Genomic DNA, 21,161 nt, shown 5'->3' with positions numbered 1-21,161 from the left:
AGAATACATTGATTATTACAACAACGAGCGAATTAAGCTTAAACTAAAAGGCCTGAGTCCGATAGCATATCGAAATCAGGCCTTGAGCGCCGCTTAGAAATGAGTCCAACTTTATGGGGTCAGTTCAAATAAGCCGGCTTTTTTTTGCCAGCAAAGCTGGTATTCCCAGCTCCATTTCATCCGTGAAACCGCTGGATACATCCCATCCTGGATATGCCCAGCTCTATTTCATCCCTGAAACCGCTGGATACATCCCATCCTGGGAATAAAAAAGCCCCCTGGCGGGGGCAAGCACTTTGGAAGCGTTAGAAGAAACCCAGTGGGTTAATGTCGTAACTGATAAGCATGTTCTTGGTCTGTTGGTAGTGATCCAGCATCATCTTGTGCGTTTCACGGCCAACACCTGATTTCTTGTATCCACCAAATGCTGCGTGAGCAGGGTAGAGGTGGTAACAGTTCATCCATACACGACCGGCTTGAATGCCGCGACCCATACGGTATTGAACGTTGCTATCGCGTGTCCATACACCAGCACCAAGACCGAAAGTGGTATCGTTAGCGATTGCCAGTGCTTCCGCTTCGTCTTTGAAGGTACAGACTGAGACAACCGGTCCAAAGATCTCCTCTTGGAAGACGCGCATGTCATTGCTGCCTTTAAGAAGAGTTGGTTGGATGTAGTAGCCTTTGGATAGATCGCCATCCACTGCGTGAACGTCACCACCCATCAATACCTCTGCACCCTCATCACGACCGATCTGTAGGTAGTTAAGAATGCGATCGAACTGCTCTTGTGATGCCTGAGCACCCACCATGGTGTCAGTATCCAGTGGGTTACCACGTTTGATCTGTTTAGCGCGTTCAACCACCATCGCAAGGAACTCGTCTGCAATATCTTCTTGTACAAGAAGACGTGATGGACAGGTACACACTTCACCCTGGTTAAAGAAGGCTAGTACCGCACCCTCAACGGCTTTGCTGACAAATTCAGGTTCAGCGTTCATAACATCCGAGAAGTAGATGTTAGGTGATTTGCCGCCTAGCTCAGTGGTTGATGGAATAATGTTTTCGGCTGCACACTTCATGATGTGTGAGCCAACAGGCGTAGAGCCTGTGAAGGCAATCTTCGCAATGCGTTTGCTGCTAGCCAATGCCTGACCGGCCTCTTCACCAAAGCCGTTTACAATATTAAGTACGCCCGCTGGTAGAAGATCGCCAATCAGCTCCATTAGAACCAAAATTGAGGCAGGAGTCTGCTCTGCAGGCTTAAGAACCACACAGTTACCGGCGGCAAGAGCTGGTGCCAGTTTCCAGGCAGCCATCAGTAGTGGGAAGTTCCATGGGATAATCTGTCCAACCACGCCCAGTGGCTCGTGGAAGTGGTAGGCAACCGTTTTATTATCAATTTCACCAATGCTTCCCTCTTGTGCACGAATACAGCCGGCAAAGTAACGGAAGTGGTCAGAAGAGAGTGGGATATCGGCTGCTAGGGTTTCACGAACGGCTTTACCGTTGTCCCAAGTTTCAGCAACCGCCAGCATTTCACTGTTTGCATCGATAACGTCAGCAATTTTTAACAGTAGGTTAGAGCGTTCTGTAACAGAGGTTGTGCCCCATGCATCTTTAGCTGCTTCAGCAGCATCAATCGCTAGGTTGATATCCTCTTCAGTCGAACGTGGGATTTCACAAATCGCTTCACCGTTTACAGGAGTGTGGTTTGTGAAGTATTGGCCTTTAACTGGTTCTACCCATTGGCCGCCGATGTAGTTGCCGTATTTTGCTTTGAAAGAGACAACAGCGCCTGCGCTGCCTGGATTTGCATAGATCATCGAAGAATCCTCATTTGTTTTTTTTAGTCGAGGGGCTATTGATTAGCCTGACCTCACTATGAAGAGTTTCGATAAGATCCCCTATCGGCCATAAGGCTCTTTTTAATTGGTACTAAAGTACCGTTTTTGAAAGAGCAATGTGGTGTGCGGGAAAGTAGTGATAGAATCGAACTACTTTCAAGGAGTAGTCAGTGACCACAAAACGTTTTCTCAAAACTTTTGACGAGCTATCGATTGATCAGCTTTACAAGATCATGAAACACCGCTCGAACGTTTTTTTCTTAGAGCAGAGCTGTCAATGTGAAGATCTGGATGATAAAGATCAGATTGCGCAGCACCTCTGGTTAGAAAACAGAGCCGGTGAACTGGTTGCCTATGCACGACTCTTCTTACCCAACCAAGTCTATGCTGAATCCTCGATCGGTAGGGTCCTAGTTCCCAAAGCCGAACGGGGAAAAGGGTTTGCAAACACCCTAACAGAAGAGGCGATTCATATACTGGAGACCCTCGCGCCGGGTGTCGCTATTCGCTTGTCGGCACAACTACCCGTCGAGGCGTTTTATCAGCGCTTTGGTTTTCAATCCTATGGTGAAGTCTACGATGAGTGCGGTATTGCTCACATTGGCATGATTCGAGACGCTTAAACCTATGCCTTCTTACCAGTTCCTAGTCGTTGATGATCACCCCCTCTATAGAGAGGCGGTCGTTAATGTTTTAATCGACCTCTACCCCGATGAGCAAGTCGCCGAGTGCGGTCAATTCAGCGAGGTTGATCAACTCATTGAAGCGCAGCAGCCGGACCTGGTTCTATTGGATCTTAATATGCCTGGGGTTCAAGGTTTATCAGGACTGCAACACATTCGATCTCACCATCCCGATGTTGCGGTTGCCATTGTCTCCGCAGAGGAGAATAAACAACTAGTACTGCAAGCTTTAGCACTTGGAGCCGTGGGTTATGTGCCCAAGTCTCTGCCTAAGCAGGCCCTCGGTAAGGCGATAGAGCAAATACTGGCGGGTGATCTCTACATGCCTGCAGAGCTGTTGCGCCAAGCGTCACCTCAGCAGAATAGTAGTCATCAGCTTCACGATACGCTGAGGGCGCTGACTCGAAAACAGCTTTTGGTGTTAGAGCAGCTTGCCCAAGGGCGCTCAAACAAACAGATTGGTGATGAGTTAAACCTTTCAGAGAGCACGATTAAAACGCACGTCTCTGAAATACTGCGTCGATTGGGTGTCGATAACCGTGTTCAGGCGGCTAATCAAGCCTCTTCCATAGACTTTTCGATCTATCTCTAGCCCAACAGCTGTCGCAAGCGCTGCCTAAAGAGTAAAGGCTTTAGCGGTTTGTGCAGCAGGCTAAAACCCTCTTGTCGAATCGTCTCATTGAGACTCTGGCTATGGTTGGCCGTCACGACCAGTACAGGAATATCGATGGAGCTCTGCTCAAGTAAACGCTTTGCTAGATCGATGCCGGTACCCTGATCCAGATGGTAATCTACGATTAACAGATCAACGCTTCCCAGATCGATCTTATCCCCTAAGGCTTCACCGTTCAGTGAGGTCGCGACATTAGCCCCCCAGTGTGTGAGAAGCTGACTCATGGCTTCACAAATGGTCGCATCGTTATCGACCACGAGGATCTGTTTACCCTGAAGGGATGAGGAGAGAGAAGGATGGAGGGTGGATGGATCGTTAGCCGGCTCCTGTGCTCTATTTAAAATTGGGATCTCAAGGCTGAAGACTGATCCTTTGCCCAGTGTCGATGTCACAGTCAACGTATGGTTTAACACCTTTGCAATTTTATCGACGATCGATAGGCCAAGCCCTAACCCTTTATCGTGCGCTTTGTCCGCATTGGGTAGTCGTTTGAACTCATCAAAGATGCTCTTCTGATCCTCTTGGCTAATTCCCTCACCAGTGTCCCATACCTGTATCAGCAATTTGTCACCACGTTGCCTTGCGGAGAGTAGGACGCCGCCTGTTTTGGTATAGCGGATCGCGTTGGTCAGAAGATTGCGCAGTAATCGAATCAGTAGCAGCGAGTCACTGTGTACCCAAGCGTTACAGGTTCGATGTTTAAACTTCAGTCCGGCATGTTGAGCCGCAGCCTCAAACTCCGTTGAGAGTTGCTCCAAAATCGGTGCAACTCTGATATTGGTTTTATCCGCATGGACAACGCCTGCATCCAACTTGGAGATATCGACCAGCGTTCTCAAAAGGTTCTCTACATCGTTGAGTGAACGAGTCATCGAATCTACCAGTGACTTTGGACGATCATCCAAGGGTTGCTCGGCGAGAGTGGTGGCGAACAGTCTGGCGGCATTCAGAGGTTGCAGTAGATCATGGCTAACGGCCGCTAGGAATTTCGTTTTTGAGAGATTGGCTTGCTCGGCGACTTGGTTGGCTTGACTCAGCTCTCTATGGCTTAGGTTAAGCTTTTCCAGCGCTTGGTTCAGTGCATCGGTGCGCTCTCTGACCTGTTCAGCAAGCGTAACGGAATGCTCAAAGGCGGAGTAGGGGTTTGCCAGTTGAACGGCGCCTGACTCCAGTCGCTCTATCAGCGCTTGGTTGATCTTGCGCAGCTTTGCGTTCTCTTTCTGCGCAGCGTCTAACTCAGACTGACTCATTCAACCGTCTCTGTCCGATGGCGACTGCAGTAAAAGTTTGGTTAATATGCATGCCTGAGAATTGCTCACCGTAGGTGTTCAAACCAATCACATTAAAGGCTTTTAGAAGTTCTGAAACCTGCTGATCTTCACCTTTAAGTTCGGCTTCCCTGCGTCGTAAAAAACAGTCGCAGCCAATCACTATCTGTGGTTTTCCAATGCGACTCTCAATGCCATTGAATAGATCGATCAGATTCTCTTTTAAATCCTTGGGCTGCATCAGTGTTAACGCGATGCCATTCTCCATTGCGCAAAAGAACGTCAGGCTGGAATCGGGCTCAATGGATTGGATGGAGCGAATAAAATACTGCTCACCAATTTTGACAGCCAAGGGGTTGAGCGTGCAGATATCGTTATTTAACTGATCGACTGATAGCTCAAGTGCATCGGCATACTCGGTCGCCGCTAGGTCGGCATTGAGTTCATTGACTTTTCTGTTTTGCGGTTCAGCGTCCGTCACCACAAACTTGTTATCGGTTGGGAGTAGGTGGTGGGTTGTAAAAACCTCAAACTCAAATCGTGTATTGACCATCAAAACGGCCGCCGCGTCGGTATGGAAATCACCGTCAAAAAAGACATGGGTGGTGGCTAGATTGACGTCATCACCCGCCGATCCGCCAAAGCTGGGGATTGAGCCAAGTGCAGAGTTGAGGGTGGCAAGAAAGATCTCTTCGTCAATTGAAAGGCCATCAACCAAAGTAATGGCAAAGCCGTTCAGTGCAGCGCTTGAAAGGGTGCACTGTGACCGCAACTGATCCAGCATGGTTTGAGCATCGCCTAAAGTGAAGCGTTTCAGGTTCTTCACGGAGCCGACTTGAACACAAAAATCCTGGTTAGAGAAACCAATGGCTGTAATCGACCCGCGCTCATAGCCGTTAGGGGTTATCTCTCCGGCTGTCGTGCAGCCTGAAATGCCAATGTCATGAAACTGTTCGTTTAATGCATAGCCCAACTTCGCAAGATTGAAAGAGGCTGAACAGAAGAACAGTACAAATTGAATTGAGGGATCGTTGAGCTGATGTTTCAGCTCTTTCACGGCCAGTTCGGGATCGCTGTTGCTGGACGAAGCGGTAAATATCGATTGAGCGTTCACTGTTGTGTTCTTTTTGTTTTTAGAACACCCAGTATAGAAAAAACAGAGGCGGGATCAACCCGCCTTTAGAATGATTATTTAAGGCTATGAACCTTGGTAACCAGTGCTTTAAACAGTTTCGGGTTAGCGGCGATCAGCTCACCTTTGCCGCGGATGTCAGTTCCGCCTGTAAAATCAGCCGATAGGCCACCCGCTTCGCGAAGAATGAGTAGGCCTGCATCGATCTCTTCTGCCACCACGCCTTTCTGAACAACGCCGTCAATTCGACCGGCTGCAGTGTAAGCTAGATTCAGTGCGACAGAACCGGTGCTGAAAATGTCAGCGTTCGCTTCAATCAATGCGCGGTTAATGTTCAGTTGTAGATCAAGGTTGCTCTTGTCTGAAGGACGACCCAAGAAACCGGTTCCGATCAGAGTGCTATCAAGCGCTTTGCTGTTGCTGACACGAAGGCGTTTGCCGTTTAGCTGTGCGCCTTGACCGTTGCTCGCAGTAAACTCTTCACCGGTAATGGGGTTAAGAATCAGTGCGTGTTCAACTTTACCGCGGATAGTTCCAGTAATGCACAGCGCAAAAGAGGGGATTGCGTTTGAAAAGTGAACAACACTGTCGATAGGGTGTACTCGCCACTCACAAGGGTTAGGGCCCTCTTCTTGAGCTGGGTACTCACCTGAATACTCACCGAAGATGCTGTGGTGTGGGTTCGCTTTTTGGATGTTAAACGCAATAGTGCGTTCAACGTTTTTGCACGTATCGCTTAAAAAAGTAGCGACACTCGACTGCTCGCTTTTAATGAGGTCGAGACGTTCTAAAGCGTGAGTGATCTGTTCACTAGCCTGACGGGCAGCCCGTAGGGCGATGTTAACCATTGGTTGCATCAGTAAGTATCCGGAATTGTTAAAAGAGCGAATTTCATTATACCTCAGACCGCTACAAAACCGCTACTATCGAGCAGATGTGATTCATGGCGTCATCTGTTAGAATCACGCCCGCTCAGGGAGAGACAGATGTTAGATAAAATCCGAATCGTGTTAGTTAATACCACCCACCCAGGGAACATTGGTGCTGCTGCGCGTGCTATGAAGAATATGGGGCTGTCTGAACTCTGTCTGGTAGAGCCCAAACTCTTTCCTCACCCTGAAGCCAATGCTCGCTCTTCGAGAGCGGATGATATTCTTGAATCTGCACTGGTCGTTGAGTCGTTACAGGAAGCAGTTGCGGATTGTCAGTTGGTGGTGGGCACCAGTGCTCGAGGTCGTCACATCCCTTGGCCGATCGTTAACCCTAGAGAGTTATCAGCTCAAGTTTCAGAGCGACTCTCCCACTCTTCAGATGATTTCAAAGTAGCTATTCTGTTTGGTCGTGAAGATCGTGGCTTAACCAATGAAGAGCTGCACGCTTGTCATCTGCATGTTCATATTCCGACCAATCCCGATTTTAGCTCATTAAATGTCGGCGCAGCTGTGCAGGTGATCGCGTATGAACTGCGCATGGCGCTGCAAGAGTCGGTGGTTGAAGAAGCGCCGCAATGGGGTGTGGATTGGGATATTGAGTTGGCAGATCAAAAAGAGATTGAGCTGATGTTTAATCATCTTGAGCAGACACTGATCGATATTAAGTTTCTCGAGCCTGATAATCCAAGACAGTTAATGACTCGGTTAAGAAGACTGCTACTAAGGGCGGTACCAGACAAAGTAGAGGTCAATATTTTGCGTGGCATTTTGACCAAGATAAATCGCTCAATCCGTAAAGATTAATAGTTGACTAAAATTGTAGGATTAATAGTTGACTGTTTTTGTAGGGTTTTAGATAATACCTTTAACACAATAGGGTGTAGGAAGGTCTTATGCGACTTACAACCAAAGGGCGATATGCCGTAACCGCGATGCTTGATTTGGCGCTCAACAAAGAGAAAGGACCAGTCAGTTTGGCGGATATTTCTGAAAGACAGGGTATCTCTTTATCCTATCTTGAGCAGCTTTTTGCCAAGTTGCGTAAGTGCGCACTGGTGACCAGTGTGCGGGGGCCAGGTGGAGGCTACCTGCTCAATCTGGAGTGCGAACAGATTACTGTAGCATCTATCATCGATGCGGTTAATGAATCGATTGATGCTACAGGCTGTAACAGCCAAGGTAACTGTCAGGCCGGTGAGACCTGTTTGACGCACCATCTGTGGAGCGATCTTAGCGATCAGATCCACAACTTTCTTAGTGATATTAGCCTTGCAGATCTTTTGAAACGCAGGGATGTAATGGCTGTTGCAGATCGTCAAAGCCAAAGTACGGCAGCTGACGGGTTAATTCCCTCTGTTGCCAGCGCATAAGAGCCATAACTCAGTTTAACGTTTTTGGAGAGAGAGTATGAAACTGCCGATCTATCTAGATTACTCAGCGACAACACCGGTGGACCCTCGTGTTGCTGAAAAGATGATGGCGTGCCTTACCCCAGATGGTAACTTTGGTAACCCAGCGTCACGTTCGCACCTGTTTGGTTGGAAGGCGGAAGAGGCGGCTGAGACTGCCCGTCGCCAGGTAGCAGAGTTGATTGGTGCAGACCCTCGTGAAATCGTCTGGACCTCAGGCGCTACCGAATCGGATAACTTGGCCATTAAAGGTGTTGCACACTTCTACCATAAGAAGGGTAAGCACATCATTACCTCTAAGATTGAGCACAAAGCGGTCCTCGACACCTGTCGCCAATTAGAGCGTGAAGGGTATGAAGTGACCTACCTAACACCGGGTAGCGACGGTCTGATTACGCCACAGATGGTGGCAGATGCGCTTCGCGATGACACCATTCTTGTCTCTCTGATGCACGTCAACAATGAGATTGGCACGATTACTGATATTGCGGCGATCGGTGAATTGACTCGTAAGCACGGTGTGCTGTTCCACGTAGATGCTGCGCAAAGTGCTGGCAAGTTACCAATCGATATGGCCGAGATGAAGGTCGATCTAATGTCACTTTGTGGCCACAAAATGTATGGCCCGAAAGGTGTCGGTGCACTGTATGTGCGTCGTAAGCCACGTGTACGTATTGAAGCTCAAATACATGGTGGTGGCCATGAGCGCGGTATGCGCTCAGGTACTTTGGCAACTCACCAGTTGGTTGGTATGGGTGAAGCCTGCGCGATTGCTCAAGCATCGATGGAGCAAGAGCATAAGCGTTTGGCTGAACTTCGTGATCGTTTCTGGTCACAAATCAGCGATATGGAAGAGGTTCATATCAATGGTTCTGTTGAGCAGCGCTACCCAGGCAACCTGAATGTGAGTTTTGCCTTTGTTGAGGGTGAATCACTTCTGATGTCTCTGAAAGATTTGGCGGTCTCTTCTGGTTCTGCTTGTACATCAGCAAGCCTTGAGCCCTCTTACGTGCTACGTGCATTGGGCCTCAATGATGAGATGGCGCACAGCTCGATCCGTTTCTCTTTTGGTCGATTTACGACCGATGAAGAGGTGGATTACGCAGCGGCACAAGCACGTGTGGCCGTAGAAAAACTTCGTGAATTATCGCCTTTGTGGGATATGTACAAGGACGGTGTGGATTTAACTAAGGTTGAGTGGGTACATCACTAATACTCAGTGAGAGGAGATCAGCATGGCTTACAGCGATAAAGTAATTGATCACTACGAGAATCCTCGTAATGTTGGCAAAATGGAAAGTGATGATCCACACGTAGGTACCGGCATGGTCGGTGCACCTGCATGTGGTGACGTAATGAGACTTCAAATCAAAGTCAGTGATGACGGCGTGATTGAGGATGCAAAGTTTAAAACCTATGGTTGTGGCTCTGCCATTGCATCTAGCTCATTAGTGACTGAATGGGTCAAAGGTATGACACTGGACGAGGCGGCTGAGCTGAAAAATGCTAAAATCGCTGAAGAGCTAGCGCTTCCTCCCGTTAAGATTCACTGTTCAGTTTTGGCAGAAGATGCAATCAAAGCAGCCATTGAAGATTACCGCGGCAAGCAGAAGTAATCGCATTTAACCTCTGGTAGACAGTTTAGGTAGAAGGTTTTTATGTCAATTTCGATGACGTCAGCAGCTGCTAACCATGTGGCTAAGTATTTAGAAAAACGCGGCAAGGGCATTGGTATCCGTTTAGGGGTTAAGACCTCAGGATGTTCAGGCATGGCGTACGTTCTGGAGTATGTTGACGAACTTAACAGTGAAGACTCTGTATACGAGTTTGAGGGCGTTAAGGTTGTTGTTGATCCAAAAAGCCTTGTCTATCTAGAGGGTACAGAGCTCGACTTCGTCAAAGAGGGGCTCAACGAAGGCTTTCAGTTCAATAACCCGAACGTCGCCAGTGAGTGTGGTTGCGGCGAAAGTTTCCATGTTTAAACCGGTTAAGGCTTAATTCTTGAATCTTTCTCAAAACTATTTCGAACTCTTCGGTCTTGAAGCAGGTTTTGTTCTTGATCGTACACTCCTCGATACAGCGTTTCGAGAGCTGCAAAAAGAGTATCACCCAGACCGATTTGCTCACAAAGGTGATGCTGAACAGCGCCAGGCTGTGCAGAACAGTACTCACCTCAACACCGCCTATGAAACGCTTAAGTCACCACTCTCGCGTGCACAGTACCTTCTCTCATTACAAGGTGTGCTGACCGGTGAAGAGTCAAGAAAGCAGCTGCCAATGGACTTTTTAATGCAGCAGATGGAGCTTCGCGAAACCTTAGCTGAAGCGCCCGAAGCAGCAGACCCTTTCGCTACTCTAGAAGCTTTAGAGTCACAAACTGTGGAGTTGGAAAAAGCCTGCTTTGATCATTTTCAGGTGGCTTATGCGGGTGGTGATTTGGAGTCGGCTGAAGAGTCTGTTCGCAAGCTGCAATTTTTAAAGAAACTACTGTCTGAGATAGAGGCCATGGAAGATCGCCTCGATGAGGAGTTTTAGTCATGGCGCTTTTGCAAATTGCAGAGCCCGGAATGAGTTTGGATCCCCATCAACGTAAGTTGGCGGTAGGGATCGATTTAGGCACCACTAATTCACTGGTGGCGTCGGTTAGAAATGGTGTTGCAGAGACACTTTCTGATGAGGCAGGGCGCCATTTGCTGCCCTCGGTTGTCCACTACTCAGAGGCTGGTGCCATCGTCGGTGCTGAAGCGCTGTCGAGAGTAAGCGACGATCCATTTAACACGATTCAATCCATTAAGCGCTTAATGGGTCGCTCCTCAAATGAAGTGTTAACTTTAGGCGATCAACTTCCTTATCAGTTTTCAGAAGGCGAGGGGGGGATGCCCTACCTCAAAACAGCCTTGGGTGATTTGAGTCCGGTTCAAATCTCTGCGGATATTCTTAAAGCGCTTTCAGCTCGTGCTGCCGAATCTTTGGGTGGTGAGCTTGAAGGGGCTGTTATTACAGTTCCAGCCTACTTTGATGATGCACAGCGTCAGGCCACCAAAGATGCGGCCACGCTGGCCGGCTTGAAAGTTCTTCGCCTTCTGAATGAGCCTACTGCGGCAGCGGTCGCTTACGGTTTAGATCAACAGGATAAAGGCGTCGTAGCGGTTTACGATTTAGGTGGCGGTACCTTTGATATCTCTATACTGCGCTTGACCAAGGGTGTGTTTGAGGTGCTGGCTACGGGTGGGGATTCGGCGCTGGGAGGCGATGATTTCGACCACGCTTTAGCTGAGTGGTTGCTAGAACAAGCGCCTGAACTAGAGCGTACACCTGCGGTTATGCGATCTCTTATGGTTCAAGCGCGCCGTGCAAAAGAGTCACTGACGGATTCAGATTCAGTCACTCTAACCTTGGCTAATGATCAAGAAGTTTTGGTGACGCGTCAGCAGTTTGAACAGTTGACGGCACCCCTTGTGTCGAAAACGCTTCGTGCCTGCAAACGTACCTTAAAAGATGCGGGCATCAAGCCAGATGAGATCAACGATGTTGTGATGGTGGGTGGTTCAACTCGTGTGCCAGCCGTTGTTGCTGGGGTCGAGGCGTTCTTTAATCGCCAGCCTCATACCGACATAGATCCTGATCGTGTGGTGGCGGTGGGTGCAGCTCTTCAGGCCGATATTTTAGCGGGCAATAAACCGGATGCAGAGCTGCTGCTGTTAGATGTGCTCCCTCTCTCTTTAGGGTTGGAGACTATGGGTGGTTTGGTTGAGAAGGTAATTCATCGCAATACGCCGATTCCTGTTGCTCGCGCTCAAGAGTTTACAACCTACCAAGATGGTCAAACGGCTATGTTGGTGCATGTGCTGCAAGGTGAGCGTGAGTTGGTAGATGACTGCCGATCACTGGCTCAATTTACTCTGCGCGGTATCCCTCCTATGGCGGCTGGCGCCGCTAAAATCCGAGTCACCTTTCAGGTTGATGCGGATGGTCTATTGAATGTCTCAGCCAAAGAGCTATCAACCGGTATTGAGAGTGCGGTTCAAGTGAAACCCTCTTACGGTTTGAGTGACTCTGAAATTACTCAGATGCTAACGGATTCTTATCAGTTTGCTGCAGATGATAAAGAGCGGCGCGCCTTGCGTGAACAGCAGGTTGAGGCAGATCGTTTAATCGTATCGCTTGAAGCGGCGATTGCTGAAGATGGCGAGCAGTTGCTGAGCGATCAGGAGCGACAGGATCTTCTTTCAGAAATTGACGTTCTGCGTTCGCTTCGTGATGGTGCGAGCTCTAAAGCGATAGAGTCCGGCGTAGAGCATCTCGCCCAAGTAAGTGACTTCTTCGCAGCCCGCAGAATGGATCAATCAATCCAAAAAGCGTTGCAAGGCCAGCGCGTTGATCAATTAGATTAGGTAAATGTAATGACTCAAGTGATCTTCCTACCCCATGAAGAGTTGTGCCCAGACGGCAAAGTGATCGATGTGGAGCCGGGTGTTACGATCTGTGATGCAGCACTGGCGAACGATATTCATATTGAGCACGCTTGTGAAAAATCTTGTGCTTGCACTACTTGTCATGTCGTCGTCCGTGAGGGTTTTGATAGCCTCGAGGAGTCCGACGAGTTAGAAGATGACATGCTCGATAAGGCCTGGGGCCTTGAGCCTGAATCGAGACTAAGTTGCCAGGCCGTTGTCGGTGATGAAGATCTTGTTGTTGAGATTCCTAAATACACCATCAATCAGGTATCAGAAGGGCATTGATCCTTCTAAAGCATCTCTGAAAAGGGTCCGTAAAGCGGGCCTTTTTTGTTGTGGTTGAAGGGCTATTTATCTTTCGTCGCATAACGTATAATCCGCGCACAAATTTTAACCCATAATTTAATTAAAGGATTACACAGTCATGGCTACTGAACGTACTCTATCTATCATCAAACCTGATGCTGTTGCTAAAAACGTTATCGGTGAGATCGTTTCTCGTTTCGAAAAAGCAGGCCTAAAAGTTTCTGCTATGCAGATGAAACAGCTTTCACAAGCTGATGCTGAAGGTTTCTACGCAGAGCACAAAGAGCGTCCTTTCTTCGGCGACCTAGTCTCTTTCATGACGTCTGGTCCAGTTGTTGTTCAGGTTCTTGAAGGTGAAAACGCTATCGCTAAAAACCGTGAACTAATGGGTGCAACTAACCCACAAGAAGCAGCTGAAGGCACTATCCGTCGTGACTTTGCTGAGTCTATCGATGCGAACGCAGTACACGGTTCTGACTCTGCTACTTCTGCAGCACGCGAAATCGAATACTTCTTCGGCGCATAATGACGCCCAAGGTGCTCTCCGTTGATCGGAGGGCGCCTTTTTTTTGGTCCAAAGCTCATGGCAGAACAGAAAGTAAACCTTATCGGTCTATCACCTACTAAGCTTGAAGATTTCTTTGAGGAGATGGGTGAGAAGCGTTTTCGTGCAACTCAAGTCCTAAAGTGGATTCACCAGCAGGGTGCCAGTTCGTTTGATGAGATGACGAACATCAGCAAAGCCCTACGTGAACGCCTATCTGAGGTTGCTGAAATTCGTGAGCCAGAGGTGTTACTGGATAAAACGTCCAAAGATGGTACCCGTAAATGGGTCATCCAGATGGATGGTGGTTCAGCGATTGAGATGGTCTTGATTCCTGAAGGGGATCGCCGCACGCTCTGTGTCTCTTCACAGGTGGGTTGTTCTTTGGACTGCAGCTTCTGTTCAACAGGCAAGCAAGGCTTCAACCGAAACCTTAGCGCTGCCGAAATCATCGCTCAGCTTCGTGTTGCTATCCGTTCCTTTGGGCCGTTTGACCCAAGTGGTGAACGACGCGTATCCAACGTCGTGTTAATGGGTATGGGTGAGCCGCTGATGAACTTTGATGCTGTGTTTGATGCAGTACAGTTGATGATGGAAGATAACGCCTATGGTCTCTCTAAGCGTCGTGTGACCCTGAGTACGGCCGGTGTGGTTCCTAAAATCGACAAGCTTGCTGAGTTAGGTGCTGATGTCTCATTAGCGATCTCTCTGCATGCTCCAAACAATGAACTGCGTGATCAGTTAGTGCCTATCAATAAGCGCTACCCGATCGAAGAGCTAATGGCTTCGGTCAAACGCTATTTCGATAAGCTGTCGGATCGACGTGTAGCAACGATCGAGTACACACTGATTGCTGGTGTGAACGATCAGCGTGAGCATGCTCGTCAGCTGGTTAAGTTGCTTCGTCAGGTGCCTTGTAAGCTTAACCTGATTCCATTTAATCCTTTTCCAAATTCTGGATACGATCGCCCCTCTGAGCAGGCAATTCAGGCATTTAAGTCTGAGATGTTGAAAGGGAATATCCTTACGACCGTTCGCCGTACTCGTGGCGATGATGTGGATGCGGCTTGTGGTCAGCTCGTCGGTCAGGTTGAGGATAAGACTCGTCGCAGTGCGAAGTACATCGAACTTCACAATCAAACGAGCTAGATTTATTGACACTATTCTACTATCGTTAATGAAACTAACTTTAAGTTTCTAAACGGTATTTTGTGTCCCTATTCAAAGCAGTAACTCTTTTTTGCTCTATTACTTTGGCAGGCTGTTCCGCTTTTTCATCGAGTGAACAACCTAAAGGGCGAATAGATCAATCTGCCCTAGCAGCCTACACCAAGCTGGGTATGCAATATCTCCAGGCGGGTGATACGGCATCGGCAAAAGAGTCTCTTCAACAGGCTGCTTTGGCCGACCCTGGCTATGCCCCAGCGTTGAATGGTTTGGCAATGGTGTTTCAAGCCGAGCGTGAACCAGAACTGGCCGATCAATATTTTCAAAGAGCCACTCAAGCAGACCCTAACTCTGCCATGATCTTTAACAACTATGGCGCCTTTCTTTTTTCTCAGCAGCGGTTTGAAGAGGCCTGTAAAGCCTTAGCAAGATCAACTGAAGATCCTTTCTATACACAGCGAGCACAAGCATTTGAAAACTTGGGTCGCTGCTACCGTCTGATCGATCGTGATTCCGCTGCGGAGCACGTCTTTAATCGTTCAGTGACACTGTCACCACTTCGGGTGACGGCTCATATTGAGCTTGCAGATCTTTACTTAGATAAAGGACAGGCTTCACTGGCCGCTCAACACTATGCAATCTTTCAACAGCAACTTGATGCTCAAGAGACCCAGCACTTTGCCAAAAGTCTTTGGGTTGGTGTAAGGTTAGCCAGACATAGTGGGAACCCATCAAAAGCGGCAAGTTATGCGCTGCTTTTGAAGAACCTTTATCCGAATTCCGAAGAGTATAATAAATTTAAGGATACTGGCCTGTGACAGACCATGATCTATTGGGCGATAGCCTCTCAGGATTTGAAAACCACATGCTGATTGCTGCCCGTGAATCATTGGGTATCTCTGCTGGTGCGCTGCAGCGAGATCTGAAGCTAACCAGTGCTGTTTTTTCTGCGATTGAAGCGGGTGACCTTGATCAATTGGGTCAGCCGGTGTTTGCGCGTGGTTATATTCGTAACTACTGTAATCGAGTTGGGTTGGATCCCGAGACCTTTGTTGAACAGTACAATGCGGCTATTGGTCAGCGGCCTGTTAAACGCCGCTCAGCCATTAAATCAGCGGGTTCAGCGACCGCCGGTACGGTGATGAAACTCAACCCGCGTCGTGCAAGTTCGCTATTAACACTCCTCTTTCGGTTGGTCATCATTGCGGCTCTTTTAGCAGGTCTTGCTTTTGGGGCTTCTCAAATTAATTGGCCGACACTTGGGCTGTCCGGTTTGTTTGGTGGTTCTGAACCTGAAGAGCAGCAGAGCAGTCAGGCGCTTCCGCCATTGGCAGGAGAGTCTGAGGGTCTTTCAATACCTATCAAAACAATGACTCAAGAGTCTAATGAAGATGCGGTGGTTGAAGCGCCCAAAGCGATTGAGCTACCTAAGCCTGCTGAAACGCCTGATCTCGAATCTAAAACGGCGGCCGTTCCAGTCAAAACAGAGCAGCCCAAACCGGCGGAAAAGTCCGAGCCTAACGAACCCTTGACCGCTTCACCTGTTAATACGAGTGGTTCAGATGGTGTGACGATTAAATTTAGCGATGTCAGTTGGCTGAATATCAAAGATGCTACCGGTGAAGCGCTGTTTAACGGGCTATCAAAAAAAGGACAGGATCTGACAATCAAAGGTAAAGCCCCGTTTTCAATTGTCATTGGACGTGCGAATGCAGTCAGTTCTGTAACTTTTGATGGCTCAACAGTTGATTTAGAACCTCATACCAGAAAGAATGTAGCCCGTTTAACATTATCGCGATAATTAGATCGCACATTACGGGTTATAAAATTGGCAAAGCTACAAGCCATTCGTGGTATGAATGATCTTCTGCCAGACCAGTCACCGGTCTGGCAGTATCTAGAAACTCAAGTAAAAACGGTCCTGCAGGCTTATGGCTATGCTGAGATTCGTACCCCTATCGTAGAACAAACTGAGTTATTCAAACGCTCAATTGGTGAAGTAACCGATATCGTTGAGAAGGAAATGTACACCTTCGAAGATCGTAACGGTGATAGTTTGACACTTCGCCCGGAAGGGACTGCAAGTTGTGTTCGTGCAGCAGAACAGCACGGCCTGCTTTACAATCAAGTCCAACGCCTTTGGTACACTGGTCCAATGTTTCGTCATGAGCGCCCGCAGAAAGGTCGCTATCGTCAGTTCCACCAGGTAGGTGCTGAAGCTTTCGGTATGGATGGTCCTGATATTGACGCAGAAGTGATCATCATGAGTGCTCAACTTTGGAAGCGCTTAGGGTTGATCAACTCCGTTGAGCTTCAATTAAATACCTTGGGTTCAGCTGAAGCTCGTGCACGGTTTAAAGAGGACCTTGTCAGCTATCTGTCGGCTCGTAAAGATCAGCTAGATGCTGACAGTCAGCGTCGCCTTGAGTCTAATCCACTCAGAATATTGGACTCTAAAGATCAAAACACCCAGCAGCTATTGAACGATGCACCTCATTTTCATGATTACATCGACGAAGAGTCCAAAGCACACTTTGAACAGTTGAAGTCACTGCTCGAGGCTGCGGGTATCGAATACCGTGTTAATTCTCGCTTGGTGCGTGGTCTAGACTACTACGGTAAGACCGTATTTGAGTGGGTGACCGATGCGTTAGGCGCCCAAGGTACTGTCTGTGCCGGTGGCCGATACGATGGACTGGTGAGTCAATTAGGTGGCAAGCCAACCCCGGCTGTCGGTTTCGCAATGGGTGTCGAGCGTCTGGTTCTTCTCCTTGAAGAGCTGCAACTGGTTCCTGAGAGTGTTCGTCAACGTATCGATGTCTATGTCATCGGAATGGGGGATGATAATCTAGCGACCGCGATGAGTGTTGCTGAAACGCTTCGTCACGAGGCGGGCCTTCGAGTTCAGTTGCATTGCGGCGGCGGTGGATTTAAAAGTCAGATGAAAAAGGCTGATAAGAGTGGAGCAGATTTTGCCATTCTTATCGGTGACGATGAGCGTGCTGCGTCCGAAGTGAGTTTAAAACCGCTGCGTGGTAATGGCGATCAAGTTCGAGTTGCTCAAGATTCACTGGTCAGTGAATTGAAAGGTAAATTTAGTCTTTAGGTTGGAGAGTATAGTGGCTGAGCTACGTACAGAAGAAGAGCAGGTTGAAGCGCTCAAAAGTTGGTGGAAAGAGAACGGTAAATCCCTAATCATGGGTGTCGTAATTGCTGTGGCTGCTGTGTTTGGGTGGCGTGGCTGGAATCAGTATCAAGATGACTTTGCTGCAAACGCTTCCGCTATGTATGAGTCGATTCTCAATCCTGTCGCAACCGCTTTGCCACTGGATGATGCCGCGGTTACGTCCTTGATACAGGTTGGGAAAGATCTTCGCGCAGATTATGCATCGAGCGCTTATGCCCCTATGGCGGCAATGGTGTTAGCTCGTGTATCAGTGAATGCTGGCGATTTAGAAGGTGCGCTTGAGCAGCTCGATTATGTGATTACGAGTGAAGTATCGCCATTAGATATGAAGTCTTTGGCTACAATCCGTAAAGCGAAAGTGCAATTAGGATTAGGGCAAGCTGAAGCAGCTAAAGCGTCATTAGCACAGTTAAGTGGCTCAGATTTCCCATCACTATTTGCTGAGGTTCAGGGAGATGTGGCTGCTGCAATGGGTAACGCTTCGGAAGCGAGAGCTTCGTATGAAGCGGCAATGGCGTCGGCCGATCCTCAGCGCAAGCAGGTGATTAAACTGAAATATGATGATTTAGCGACTGGAGATGCATCGTAATGAATCTCATTAGGCGTGCCTTTGTTGTAGCAGCTGCAACCAGTCTTTTGTCTGGTTGCGGTATTTTTTCTGGTGAAAAAGAGTCCGGCCCACAAGAGTTGGTCGCGTTTGAACAAGAGAAAGCCTTCAACCTTGTTTGGAGTGCAGATGTGGGTGCGTCGTTTGGGGATGAGTTTCACCAGTTTAAGCCAGGTGTGACAAACGATTCGTTACTGATCTCTGATAAGCAAGGACGAATCTCATCCTATGCGCTGGAATCGGGTGCGCTGAACTGGAGCGTTGACCTGGATGCCGAAATCAGTGCAGGTGTCGGTGCAGGGTTTGATCTAGCGTTAGTGGTTCTTGATAGCGCTGAACTGGTGGCGCTATCTGCAAAAGATGGTTCGGAACAGTGGCGAGCTCAGCTGAAGTCCGAAGTGACGGCTCAGCCACAAGTGGGCACGTCACTGGTTGTTGTTCAGCAGGTGAATGGTCAGCTAGCCGCCTTTGATCGCATTACCGGTGAATCTCGTTGGGTCTATGATGCTCAAGAGCCTGCACTGACGCTTCGTGGTACCGGTACTCCCCTCATGCTGAGTGATGGTGTCGTAGCTGGATTTGCTAACGGTAAGGTAGTCGCACTGGCGGGCGAAACAGGTATTCCAGCCTGGGAGATTCGTGCTGCTGATGCGATGGGTCGTTCCGAGTTTGAGCGTCTAATGGATTTGGATGGTGGCTTTGCAATAGCAAACGATCTTATTCTGACCGGCGGGTATCAAGGTCGTGTTGTAGCGATCAACCCGCGCACGGCGTCAACAGTCTGGACTCAATCTTTCTCTACTTATCAAGAGCTGGCGGTCGGTTTTGGTAATGTCTATGCGGTAGATGCAAAGGGAGCGGTTGAGGCCTTTGATGTCTCGTCGTCAGCCAGTGTTTGGCGCAACTCTGATTTTGCTAATCGAGGCTTATCGGCACCGGTAGTGGTCGGTAACGAAGTAATTTTTGGGGATGCTCTGGGCTACCTACATGCCCTGTCGCAAATCGACGGGCGTCCTATCGCTCGAGTCAATTTGGGTAGTTCACCTGTCACGGCGGATCCAGTCGTGGTAGGGGATACAACATTTGTACTCAGTAACTCGGGTAAATTGAGTGCTTTAACGCTAAAATAGCAAAAGCCTTTTAATTTTATATAAGGCGGTGACCTGACTTGCAGGTTGCCGCCTTCTGTTTTTTGGAATCAGGTGAGCAATATGCTTCCGGTAATTGCCCTAATTGGGCGCCCTAATGTCGGTAAATCGACCCTGTTTAACCGCTTGACCAGATCGCGTGATGCGCTGGTTGCCGATCTTCCTGGATTGACACGTGACCGTAAGTACGGTGAAGGTGATCTAGGGGAGCGAGACTATATTGTCATAGATACTGGTGGTATCACGGGTGACGAGAGCGGTATTGACCGTGAAATGGCACAGCAGTCTTTTCAAGCAGTTGATGAAGCCGATATCGTTCTGTTCCTTGTGGATGCTCGTGCAGGTATCAACCCAGCTGACGAAATGATTGCAGATCATCTGCGTCGTCACGAGAAAAAAGTCTACCTTGTAGTCAATAAGACCGATGGATTGGATCCTGATATCGCTCGCTCTGACTTCTATGCGCTGGGTATTGGGGATCCGCTCTCCATTGCAGCGGCTCATGGTCGCGGTGTTCGTCAGTTGATTGATATGACATTAGATGAAGCCGGTGTGCCATACCCTGAAGAGGGCGCAGAGCCGGAAGAGGAAGATGATGGCAATATTCGTATCGCCATTGTTGGTCGCCCTAATGTGGGTAAATCTACGCTGGTAAACCGAATGCTTGGTGAAGAGCGCGTAGTGGTATACGACCATGCCGGGACGACTCGAGACAGTATCTACATTCCATACGAGCGAGATGGCCAGCCATACACTCTAATTGATACGGCCGGGGTTCGCCGTCGTCGTCAAGTGACAGAGGCGGTAGAGAAGTTCTCAATCATCAAAACGCTTCAGGCTATCAAAGATGCCAATGTTGTTGTCGCAATCATTGATGCGCGTGATGGTGTCACTGAGCAAGATCTAAACATGCTCGGCTTCGTGATCGACTCTGGCCGAGCTCTGGTAGTTGCACTGAATAAGTGGGACGGCATGGACTATGAAGCAAAAGAGAAGGTTAAGACTCAAGTAGAGCGCCGCATGGGGTTTGCGACCTTTGCTCGTTTCCACTTCATCTCGGCGCTGCATGGAACGGGTGTTGGCGATCTTTATCGGTCAGTGAACGAAGCCTACCGTTGTGCAATGAAAAAATGGTCGACTAATGAGCTGACTCGTCTGCTTGAAGATGTTGTAGCTGATCATCAGCCACCAGCGGTCAATAATCGCCGTATTAAGTTGCGCTTTGCTCACCAGGGTGGTTCAAACCCGCCTATCATTGTAGTGCATGGAAATCAGACCAACGCACTGCCGGGCTCTTATAAGCGCTATCTTGAGAATCGCTTTACCTCGCTTCTAAAAGTGCGCGGAACACCGATTCGCTTCCAATTTAAAACGGGCGATAACCCTTTTTCTGGCAGAGTGAATAAACTCTCCGGTCGCCAGGAGGCTAAAAAAGAGAGACATCGTCAGCACATTAAAGAGATGAAGAAGCGAGCGAAAGATAAAAAGCGTAAGCGCTAATCTTTCTCCCACTCCTACAAAAAACGCACCTTATTAAAGGTGCGTTTTTCATTACTGCAAACCCAGTAAAAATAAATGTTCAAAAAAGTGTGTTTTTTTACAAAAAAGGGGTTGAATAAAAATCGGGTGTCGGTAATATACGCACCTCGCTTGAGACGAGTACTCAAGCAGCCACCAAGAGATCGGTGGCACGCTCTTTAACAATTAATCAGGTAATGCGTGTGGGCGCTTGTTGAGGTTGAGCACAAAAGCTTAACAAGACAAGCAACCTATATGTGAATTCATTTAGCGTAATGTTTTT

Annotated in this window: 23 protein-coding genes; 19 read left to right on the top strand and 4 right to left on the bottom strand. The window is 48.5% G+C overall.

Annotation, left to right across the window (positions count from 1 at the left end; translation table 11 throughout):
• Positions 1 to 97, top strand: a 97-nt coding sequence (locus XMA152_RS12240) for an IS3 family transposase (RefSeq protein WP_173482665.1), incomplete at its 5' end; no start/stop codon positions are given.
• 208 nt (positions 98 to 305) lie between these two features.
• Here XMA152_RS12240 and XMA152_RS12235 read toward each other — a convergent pair.
• Entirely contained in the window at positions 306 to 1,826 is a 1,521-nt protein-coding gene (locus XMA152_RS12235) for an aldehyde dehydrogenase family protein (protein WP_173480707.1), read from the bottom strand.
• 191 nt (positions 1,827 to 2,017) lie between these two features.
• Between XMA152_RS12235 and XMA152_RS12230 the strand changes: the two genes are divergently transcribed.
• Positions 2,018 to 2,470: a GNAT family N-acetyltransferase gene (locus tag XMA152_RS12230; protein WP_173483759.1), complete on the top strand. Its 453-nt coding sequence runs from the start codon at positions 2,018 to 2,020 to the stop codon at positions 2,468 to 2,470.
• 4 nt (positions 2,471 to 2,474) lie between these two features.
• Positions 2,475 to 3,122, top strand: coding sequence for a response regulator transcription factor (locus tag XMA152_RS12225; protein ID WP_173480709.1), 648 nt, complete (start codon positions 2,475 to 2,477; stop codon positions 3,120 to 3,122).
• Here the strand turns inward: XMA152_RS12225 and XMA152_RS12220 are convergent.
• The 3 genes from XMA152_RS12220 to XMA152_RS12210 form a co-directional block, all read right to left on the bottom strand.
• On the bottom strand, positions 3,119 to 4,453 hold the full coding sequence (locus tag XMA152_RS12220; protein ID WP_173483758.1) for a hybrid sensor histidine kinase/response regulator: 1,335 nt from the start codon (positions 4,451 to 4,453) through the stop codon (positions 3,119 to 3,121). The genes XMA152_RS12225 and XMA152_RS12220 overlap by 4 nt on opposite strands.
• A complete protein-coding gene (gene nosP / locus XMA152_RS12215) occupies positions 4,440 to 5,585 on the bottom strand; it encodes a nitric oxide-sensing protein NosP (protein WP_173483757.1) in 1,146 nt (381 codons plus the stop codon). The genes XMA152_RS12220 and nosP overlap by 14 nt, the downstream gene beginning before the upstream one ends.
• Positions 5,586 to 5,659: 74 nt before the next feature.
• Positions 5,660 to 6,460: an inositol monophosphatase family protein gene (locus XMA152_RS12210; protein WP_254442795.1), complete on the bottom strand. Its 801-nt coding sequence runs from the start codon at positions 6,458 to 6,460 to the stop codon at positions 5,660 to 5,662.
• A gap of 129 nt (positions 6,461 to 6,589) precedes the next feature.
• Between XMA152_RS12210 and XMA152_RS12205 the strand changes: the two genes are divergently transcribed.
• The 16 genes from XMA152_RS12205 to der all read left to right on the top strand — a co-directional run bounded on the left by XMA152_RS12205 (position 6,590) and on the right by der (position 20,860).
• Entirely contained in the window at positions 6,590 to 7,339 is a 750-nt protein-coding gene (locus XMA152_RS12205; RefSeq protein WP_173480712.1) for an RNA methyltransferase, read from the top strand.
• Between the two features lie 89 nt (positions 7,340 to 7,428).
• Positions 7,429 to 7,905, top strand: coding sequence for a Fe-S cluster assembly transcriptional regulator IscR (gene iscR / locus XMA152_RS12200; protein WP_173480713.1), 477 nt, complete (start codon positions 7,429 to 7,431; stop codon positions 7,903 to 7,905).
• 37 nt (positions 7,906 to 7,942) lie between these two features.
• The gene (locus XMA152_RS12195; protein WP_173480714.1) at positions 7,943 to 9,157 is read left to right on the top strand and encodes an IscS subfamily cysteine desulfurase; all 1,215 of its coding nucleotides are present in this window, start codon (positions 7,943 to 7,945) and stop codon (positions 9,155 to 9,157) included.
• Between the two features lie 22 nt (positions 9,158 to 9,179).
• Positions 9,180 to 9,560: a Fe-S cluster assembly scaffold IscU gene (iscU, locus tag XMA152_RS12190; RefSeq protein WP_173480715.1), complete on the top strand. Its 381-nt coding sequence runs from the start codon at positions 9,180 to 9,182 to the stop codon at positions 9,558 to 9,560.
• 42 nt (positions 9,561 to 9,602) lie between these two features.
• Complete coding sequence (gene iscA, locus XMA152_RS12185; RefSeq protein WP_173480716.1) at positions 9,603 to 9,926, top strand: iron-sulfur cluster assembly protein IscA; 324 nt, start codon at positions 9,603 to 9,605, stop codon at positions 9,924 to 9,926.
• A gap of 19 nt (positions 9,927 to 9,945) precedes the next feature.
• Positions 9,946 to 10,479 carry a Fe-S protein assembly co-chaperone HscB gene (gene hscB, locus XMA152_RS12180; protein WP_173480717.1) on the top strand — a complete coding sequence of 178 codons (534 nt, stop codon included), beginning with the start codon at positions 9,946 to 9,948 and terminating at the stop codon, positions 10,477 to 10,479.
• Between the two features lie 2 nt (positions 10,480 to 10,481).
• On the top strand, positions 10,482 to 12,338 hold the full coding sequence (hscA, locus tag XMA152_RS12175) for a Fe-S protein assembly chaperone HscA (protein ID WP_173483756.1): 1,857 nt from the start codon (positions 10,482 to 10,484) through the stop codon (positions 12,336 to 12,338).
• A gap of 9 nt (positions 12,339 to 12,347) precedes the next feature.
• The gene (gene fdx / locus XMA152_RS12170) at positions 12,348 to 12,686 is read left to right on the top strand and encodes an ISC system 2Fe-2S type ferredoxin (RefSeq protein ID WP_173480719.1); all 339 of its coding nucleotides are present in this window, start codon (positions 12,348 to 12,350) and stop codon (positions 12,684 to 12,686) included.
• A gap of 139 nt (positions 12,687 to 12,825) precedes the next feature.
• Positions 12,826 to 13,233 (top strand): nucleoside-diphosphate kinase, encoded by a 408-nt coding sequence (ndk, locus tag XMA152_RS12165; RefSeq protein ID WP_169450197.1) that lies wholly within the window; start codon positions 12,826 to 12,828, stop codon positions 13,231 to 13,233.
• 57 nt (positions 13,234 to 13,290) lie between these two features.
• Positions 13,291 to 14,400 carry a 23S rRNA (adenine(2503)-C(2))-methyltransferase RlmN gene (gene rlmN, locus XMA152_RS12160; protein WP_173480720.1) on the top strand — a complete coding sequence of 370 codons (1,110 nt, stop codon included), beginning with the start codon at positions 13,291 to 13,293 and terminating at the stop codon, positions 14,398 to 14,400.
• A gap of 62 nt (positions 14,401 to 14,462) precedes the next feature.
• Positions 14,463 to 15,236, top strand: coding sequence for a type IV pilus biogenesis/stability protein PilW (pilW, locus tag XMA152_RS12155; protein WP_217363716.1), 774 nt, complete (start codon positions 14,463 to 14,465; stop codon positions 15,234 to 15,236).
• A complete protein-coding gene (locus XMA152_RS12150; RefSeq protein WP_173483755.1) occupies positions 15,233 to 16,219 on the top strand; it encodes a RodZ domain-containing protein in 987 nt (328 codons plus the stop codon). The genes pilW and XMA152_RS12150 overlap by 4 nt, the downstream gene beginning before the upstream one ends.
• Positions 16,220 to 16,246: 27 nt before the next feature.
• Positions 16,247 to 17,524 carry a histidine--tRNA ligase gene (gene hisS, locus XMA152_RS12145; RefSeq protein ID WP_173480722.1) on the top strand — a complete coding sequence of 426 codons (1,278 nt, stop codon included), beginning with the start codon at positions 16,247 to 16,249 and terminating at the stop codon, positions 17,522 to 17,524.
• Between the two features lie 13 nt (positions 17,525 to 17,537).
• Positions 17,538 to 18,194 carry a tetratricopeptide repeat protein gene (locus XMA152_RS12140; protein WP_173483754.1) on the top strand — a complete coding sequence of 219 codons (657 nt, stop codon included), beginning with the start codon at positions 17,538 to 17,540 and terminating at the stop codon, positions 18,192 to 18,194.
• Positions 18,194 to 19,342 carry an outer membrane protein assembly factor BamB gene (bamB, locus tag XMA152_RS12135; protein ID WP_173480724.1) on the top strand — a complete coding sequence of 383 codons (1,149 nt, stop codon included), beginning with the start codon at positions 18,194 to 18,196 and terminating at the stop codon, positions 19,340 to 19,342. Before XMA152_RS12140 ends, bamB begins: the two co-directional genes overlap by 1 nt.
• 81 nt (positions 19,343 to 19,423) lie before the next feature.
• The gene (gene der, locus XMA152_RS12130; protein ID WP_173480725.1) at positions 19,424 to 20,860 is read left to right on the top strand and encodes a ribosome biogenesis GTPase Der; all 1,437 of its coding nucleotides are present in this window, start codon (positions 19,424 to 19,426) and stop codon (positions 20,858 to 20,860) included.
• The last annotated feature ends 301 nt before the right edge of the window (positions 20,861 to 21,161 follow it).

This window comes from Marinobacterium sp. xm-a-152 (genome assembly GCF_013282965.1).
GTDB lineage: Bacteria > Pseudomonadota > Gammaproteobacteria > Pseudomonadales > Balneatricaceae > Marinobacterium_E.
This window is presented reverse-complemented; position numbering and strand designations above follow the sequence as displayed.